Origin of the sequence: Nigerium sp. (genome assembly GCF_039811905.1) — a bacterium.
Taxonomy (GTDB): domain Bacteria; phylum Actinomycetota; class Actinomycetes; order Propionibacteriales; family Propionibacteriaceae; genus Propioniciclava.
Genome location: NZ_JBDHZL010000135.1, coordinates 1 through 6243, shown reverse-complemented (window position 1 = coordinate 6243; position 6243 = coordinate 1). Strand labels below are relative to the sequence as shown.

The window sequence follows — 6243 nt, the reverse complement described above, 5'->3', positions numbered from 1 at the left end:
CCCTAGGCGCCCCGACCCACCACCCGCCGCACGGCGTCCGCAACCGCGCCGGCGTCCAGGATCTCGGACGCCCCCGGCGCGACGAGCGCACGGTGGATGGAGAGGCCCTCGACGAGGGCGTCCAACTGCGCGGCGACGGCGGGCGCGAAGTGCCGCTCGAGCGCGGCGCGGCTGCGCGCCATCCAGGCGTCCGTGAGTTCGCGATACGCCGACTCCCGTGCGGCGAGCGTGTAGAGCTCGAGGGTGAGGACGAGCTCCCGCTGGTCGGCCAGCGTCCCCTGCGTGATGACGTCGACCAGAGCGCGTTCGGCCGCGTCGGCGTCGGGGGCTGCCGCCATGCTGCGCTCGACGCGCCCACCGACGTCCCCGGCGAAGCGGGCGAACGCGGCGCGGAGGAGGTCGTCCATGCCGGAGAAGTGATACGTCATCGACCCCAGCGGGACGCCCGCCGCAGCCGCGACCCGCCGATGCGAGGTCCCCGCGACGCCGAACTCCGCAACGACGTCGAGACAGGCGTCGATGATGCGGTCGCGCCGGCCGGGATCGGTCCGGCGCGATGTCGAACGCGTCGTCATGGTCGCCACGCTACGCCACCCGCCACGCAACACGTGGCAACCGATGCGTACGTCCGTACACCTCTCATGTACGTTCGTACACATGACCACCTCGCTCACCGCATCTCGCGACGTGCGCGACGCGCCCACCCCGGACGTCCGGCGGGCACGCGTCGCCGTCGCGGCCCTGTTCTTCACCAACGGGGGCCTGTTCGCGAACCTCATCCCGCGCTACCCGGAGATCAAGGGCGACCTCGCCCTCGGCAACGCCGCGTATGGCCTCGCCGTGGCCGCCTTCCCGACCGGCGCGATCCTCGCGGGGCTCGCCGCAGGAGCGCTGATCCGGCGCTTCGGCTCCGGACTCATCGCCGTCGCGGGGACGCTGCTGACGAGCCTGGGCGTCCTCGCCGCTGGCCTCTCGCCCACGGTCGTCGCCTTCGCGGCCGCCCTCCTGTTCGGCGGCGCGATGGACGCCATCACCGACGTCGCCCAGAACGCGCACGCCCTGCGCGTCCAACGGCTGTTCGGACGCTCGATCATCAACTCGTTCCACGCGATCTGGTCGATCGGCGCGGTCACCGGCGGCGCGATGGCGGCAGGCGCCCTCGCGATCGGGCTCCCCCGCAGCATCCATCTCGGCTTGTCGGCATTGATCTTCGCCGCCGTCTCCCTCGTCGCCCTCCGGTTCTGCCTGCCGGGCCCCGACGGCGAGGACGAGACGGCCGACCCCGTCGACGCGGGCCTGCAGGCAGCGGCCGAGGAGCCCGAAAAACGTTCCCGCGGGAACGTCTCCGGACGCCTGCTCGGCGTCCTGGCCGCCCTCGTGCTCATCGCGACGGCCGGCGCGATCGTCGAGGACGCCGGCAACTCCTGGGCGGCCGTCTACCTGTCGCAGTCCCTCGGGGCGCCCGCCGAGCTCGCCGCGTGGGGCTTCATCGCGCTCGTCGGCGCCCAGTTCGTCGGACGCCTCACCGGCGACCGCCTTGTCGACCGCTTCGGCCAGCGGGCCGTCGCCCGCACCGGCGGCGTCCTCGTGGCGGCAGGGCTGGGGCTGGCGCTCGCGTTCCCGTCCGTGCCCGGCACGATCGCCGGGCTGGCCGCGGCCGGGTTGGGGGTCGCGACCCTGGTCCCGGCGGCGATGAACGAGGCCGACGAGCTGCCCGGCCTCCGACCGGGCACGGGGCTCACGGTGGTCAGTTGGCTGATGCGGCTCGGCTTCTTGCTGTCGCCGCCGATCGTCGGGGCCATCGCGGACGCCGCCGGCCTCCGCGTCGGACTGCTGGTCGTGCCCGCGGCTGGGCTGGCCGTGGCCACCCTCGCGGGCGTCCTCAGCGCGCGCCGCTCGGTGCCCACCGGCCGCTGAGCGGGGCGGCGTCCTAGAAGGACAGCAGCGCGAAGAACGGCAGCAGCGGCACCATCAGGCCGGTGCTCATCCAGAACATGCCGAAGTTCATGGCGAATCCGGCGAGCCGCGCGACCCGCGCGGCGCCGGCGCCCTCCTGGGCCCCGCACTCGGCCACGTGCTCGTGCAAGAGGCCGTCGGACGGCCGCTCCTCCGGCGCCGCGGCCGTCGCGACGACCCTCTCCGCGACGACGAGCAGCGAGCCGGACGCCTCCGCGTCGGGCCGGGACAAGCGCTCGCCGGCACCCCGGTGAGACGCCGAACGCGGCGTCCCCCGGAACGCCGCCGCCAGGTCGTACACCGAGCTGACCAGCAGATACGTCATGAACGGGACGCCGACCAGCGCGACCGTCCACAGGGAGCCGCCGACGGCGGATTCGGCCATCATCCAGTCCTTCATGCCGGGGCCCTTGTGCGGCATCTTGATCGCCATGCCGGCGAGGTGCCAGGCCATCGCGCCGAACATCGCAGCGTGCCCGACGAAGTGGAGCGCCGAGCGGCGCCGCCCGAGGCGGGCGGCGTCCACGGCGAGGAAGACGAACCACGCCGCGGCGATCCCGAAGAAGCCGAGGAGGGCGGGCATGCCGATCGTCCGGAGGAGGGCGTGCCAGGTCGGCTGCGCGACCATCGCCAGCATGACGAGCGACATCGCGAGGTGCAGCAGGTTCGACAGGCGCTGCCGGCCGGTCTGCCGGCGGCCGAGCTCGACCCCCGACCAGATCGCGGTGAACAGGAACAGGACGAGCAACCCGACGAACTTCACGGGCGTGTCGGCAAGAGTGAACATGGCTTCCTTCGGACGTGACTGAGTAGAGCATGTCAACCCGGCGCCGGGAGGTCCACCCGGCGCGAGCGGACGCCGTCGCACGCGATGCGCGAGACTGGCGCCCATGGACCGCATCCGACGCCTCGCAGAACGAGCCTCGACCGACCGCGCCAAACTGGACGCCCTCTTCGACGACCAACTCGTCGGGACGCTCGCCGGCGTCCACGAGGACGCCCCCTGGGTGGTCCCGATGATGGTCGCCCGCGACGGCGACCGCGTCGTGATGCACGGCTCCACCGGGGCCGGGCTGCTGCGGCACGCGGCGTCCGGTGCCCCGGTCGCGCTGTGCGTCACCGCGCTGGACGCCCTCGTCGTCGCGCACTCCGGGTTCGACTCGTCGATGAACTACCGGTCGGCGGTGATCCGCGGTCGCTGCACCGAGCTCCGGGGGGCCGACAAGCAGCACGGGCTCGACGTCATCACCGACCGGCTCGCCCCGGGGCGGACGGCGGAGGTCCGCCCGCACACCGGGCGCGAGGTCGCCGCGACGCTCGTCCTCGCGCTGCCGCTCACGGACTGGCTCTACAAGGAGCGCACGGGCACGGCGTCCGAACCCGACGAGGAGACGGACGCCTGGAGCGGCCTCGTCCCTCTTCAGCAGGGATGGGGCGAACCGGAGCGCGCCCCTTTCTCGGACGCCGCCCTGCCCCCCTCTGTTCGGGGACTGATCGGGCGCTGAGTTAGCCTGACCCATGGGACCAGAAAGATGAGGGGGCCATGGCTGGCAAGCACATTCAAGCGCCGAGCGCGGTCGTCATGGTGCGACCGCACCATTTCACGCCGAACCCGGAAACGGCTGTTGACAACGCATTTCAACTCCCGCGCCCGGATATCACCGCCGACACCATCGAGGCGCGGGCGCTGAGTGAGTTCGACGGGGCCGTCCGGACGCTCATGGGCGCCGGCGTCCGGGTGCACGTCTTCGACGACGTGGGCCGGGAGACGCCCGACTCGGTGTTCCCGAACAACTGGCTCTCCACGCATCAGGGCGGCCGGATCGCGATCTACCCGATGGCCGCGCCGAGCCGCCGCCACGAGCGGCGGGCCGACATCGTGGAGTTCCTGAAGGAGCGCTACCGCGTCCAGGAGGTCATCGACTACTCGGGGCTGGAGTACGACAACCTCTTCCTCGAGGGCACCGGAGCCATGATCCTCGACCACCTCGAGCGCGTCGCCTACGTGGGCGCCTCTCACCGCGCCGACCCCCTCATTCTCGAGCGGTTCTGCACGAGCTTCGGCTACGAGCCGATGGTGTTCGCCAACACCGATCCGGCGGGCAACCCGATCTATCACACGAACGTGATCATGAGCATCGCGACGGAGTTCGCGATCGTGTGCACCGAGGTCATGGTGGACGCCCGCCGGCGCGACGAGATTCTCGAGCGTCTCCGCGACTCCGGACGCGAGATCGTCGACATCTCCTGGGAGCAGGTCAACGAGTTCTGCGGCAACGCGCTCGAACTCTGCGGCAGGGAGGGCCGCGTCCTCGCTCTCTCGGAGCGCGCGGCGAACGCCCTCACGCCCGCGCAGCGCGAGACGATCGAGGCGAGCGCAGCGCTCTTGCCGTTGGACGTGCCCACGATCGAGCTGGCGGGCGGGTCGGCGCGGTGCATGCTCGCCGGCGTCCATCTGACGCCGCGGGCGCCGGTCGCGCCGCTGGTCGCCTCTCGCGCCGAGGGCGTCGCGGTGGCAGGCTGAACGCATGAGCGACAAGCCGCAGAACGTGGAACCGGACGCCGACGCGCCGGACGCCGGCGTACCCGACCCCAAGGAAGCCATGCGCCAGGCGCTCGAGGCGAAGCGGAACGCCGCCCACCGCACCGCCGACGGCGGCGGGGTCGACCGGGCGGTCGGCCACACGCACGCGAAGGCGTCCGGCAAACGGCAGTTCCGCCGCAAGGCGGGGGGCTAGGAGTCGCCCGGCGGGGTGGTTAGAGCGCCGTGATGTCGACCATCCACGGCGTCCCGAACTTGTCGACGAGTTGGCCGAACTCGTCGCCCCACATCTGCTTCTCCAGCGGGACGCCGACGGTGCCGCCCTCAGCGAGGGCGTCGAAGTAGCCCCGGAGGAGTTCGGCGTCGTCGCCGGACAGGCTCAGCGTGATGCTGCCGCCCGGGGCGGACGCCTCCATGCCGGGCGGGGTGTCGGACGCCATGAGCGTGAAGCCCAACTTCGTCTCCAGCATGGCGTGCATGACGCCGTCGGCGACCGCGGGGTCGTCGGAGGCGCCGAACTCGCCGAACGTGCTGACGCTGAGGTGCCCGCCGAACACGGACCGGTAGAACTCCATCGCCTCGCGGGCGTTGCCGGCGAAGCGGAGGTACGGGTTGAGGCGCGAAGGCATGTGTCTCTCCTCACAAGGTGTGCGAGCCGGTCGGCCCGAGTCATCCCGCACGGTAACGCACGCCTCCGACAAAACGGCGACCGGGCGGCGTCCGGGCGGAGTTCCCGGCCGCACATCGCCCGTCGGGTCGATGATCTCCCGCGTCAGATCATCTCCAGCGGCCCCGGATGCGTGGGCGCGGGCCACTGGGCGTCCAGGCGGGCGAGGTCGTCGGCGTCCAGCGTGAGATCGAGCGCCGCGACGTTCTCCAGCATGTGATCGCGGCGTCCGGCCTTCGGGAGCGCGAGGACGTCGCCGTCCCGAATCGCCCACGCCAGCGCGACCTGCGCGGGCGTCGCGTCGTGCTTCTCCGCGATCTCGCCCAGGACGCGCGCGCCGCGCCCGCGCAGGAGGCGTCCCTGTTCGACGGGCGAGTACGCCATCGCGGGCACGGATTCCTCGCGCAGCAGTGGCAGCAGGTCGACCTCGGGGCCGCGGCGCGTGAGGTTGTAGAGCACCTGGTCGGTGACGCAGCGGCGTCCGGCGGGGAGGCTCCACAGCTCGCGCAGGTCGTCCGGGTCGAGATTCGAGACGCCCCAGGCGCGGATCTTCCCCGCGGCGACGAGGCCCTCAAGGGCGTCCACGGTCTCCGCCAGCGGGGACGAGCCGCGCCAGTGCAGGAGATACAGGTCGAGGACGTCCGTCCCCAGCCGCCGAAGGCTCGCCTCACAGGACGCCACCGTGCCGCGGCGCGACGCGTTCGACGGGAGCACCTTGCTCACCAGGACCACCTCGTCGCGGCGTCCGGCGATCGCCTCCCCGACGAGCTCTTCGGACCGGCCGGAGCCGTACATCTCCGCGGTGTCGATGATGCGCAACCCGGCGTCCAGACCCGCGCGGAGGGCGTCGATCTCGTGCGCGCGGTGGTCTGGGTCGTCGCCGAGGTTCCAGGTCCCCATCCCGATCGCGGGGACGTCGTGGCCGGCGAACGCGACATGTGCGGTCATGCTGCCACCCTAGCCAGCGCGGTGCGCCGAGCCCTGCGATCAACCGGACGCCGCTGTGCGGTCGGCTCGAAAAACGTTCCCGCGGGAACGTTTTTCGAGCGCGCCGGGGCGGATGCGGCGTCGGGGATTC

Annotated in this window: 8 protein-coding genes; 4 read left to right on the top strand and 4 right to left on the bottom strand. The window is 72.3% G+C overall.

Annotated features, from left to right (window positions below):
• Nucleotides 1-2: 2 nt before the first annotated feature.
• Complete coding sequence (locus tag WMJ97_RS13950) at nucleotides 3-575, bottom strand: TetR family transcriptional regulator (RefSeq protein ID WP_347349613.1); 573 nt, start codon at nucleotides 573-575, stop codon at nucleotides 3-5.
• An 82-nt stretch (nucleotides 576-657) separates the two neighbouring features.
• Between WMJ97_RS13950 and WMJ97_RS13945 the strand changes: the two genes are divergently transcribed.
• Nucleotides 658-1917: an MFS transporter gene (locus WMJ97_RS13945; protein WP_347349612.1), complete on the top strand. Its 1260-nt coding sequence runs from the start codon at nucleotides 658-660 to the stop codon at nucleotides 1915-1917.
• A 13-nt stretch (nucleotides 1918-1930) separates the two neighbouring features.
• Here WMJ97_RS13945 and WMJ97_RS13940 read toward each other — a convergent pair whose 3' ends face one another.
• Nucleotides 1931-2743, bottom strand: a complete 813-nt coding sequence (locus WMJ97_RS13940; RefSeq protein ID WP_347349611.1) for a DUF5134 domain-containing protein — start codon at nucleotides 2741-2743, stop codon at nucleotides 1931-1933.
• A 103-nt stretch (nucleotides 2744-2846) separates the two neighbouring features.
• Between WMJ97_RS13940 and WMJ97_RS13935 the strand changes: the two genes are divergently transcribed.
• From WMJ97_RS13935 to WMJ97_RS13925, 3 genes are read left to right on the top strand one after another with little or no spacing between them, the layout of a single operon-like run.
• Complete coding sequence (locus WMJ97_RS13935) at nucleotides 2847-3461, top strand: pyridoxamine 5'-phosphate oxidase family protein (RefSeq protein ID WP_347349610.1); 615 nt, start codon at nucleotides 2847-2849, stop codon at nucleotides 3459-3461.
• Nucleotides 3462-3499: 38 nt separating this feature from the next.
• Nucleotides 3500-4480, top strand: a complete 981-nt coding sequence (locus WMJ97_RS13930; protein WP_347349609.1) for an arginine deiminase-related protein — start codon at nucleotides 3500-3502, stop codon at nucleotides 4478-4480.
• Nucleotides 4481-4484: 4 nt separating this feature from the next.
• Nucleotides 4485-4694 (top strand): DUF5302 domain-containing protein, encoded by a 210-nt coding sequence (locus WMJ97_RS13925; RefSeq protein ID WP_347349608.1) that lies wholly within the window; start codon nucleotides 4485-4487, stop codon nucleotides 4692-4694.
• 19 nt (nucleotides 4695-4713) lie between these two features.
• On the opposite strand, the gene WMJ97_RS13920 is transcribed toward WMJ97_RS13925, so the two are convergent.
• Both WMJ97_RS13920 and WMJ97_RS13915 read right to left on the bottom strand, forming a co-directional pair.
• Nucleotides 4714-5127, bottom strand: coding sequence for a VOC family protein (locus WMJ97_RS13920; RefSeq protein WP_347349607.1), 414 nt, complete (start codon nucleotides 5125-5127; stop codon nucleotides 4714-4716).
• A gap of 143 nt (nucleotides 5128-5270) precedes the next feature.
• Complete coding sequence (locus WMJ97_RS13915; RefSeq protein ID WP_347349606.1) at nucleotides 5271-6113, bottom strand: aldo/keto reductase; 843 nt, start codon at nucleotides 6111-6113, stop codon at nucleotides 5271-5273.
• Nucleotides 6114-6243 lie beyond the last annotated feature (130 nt).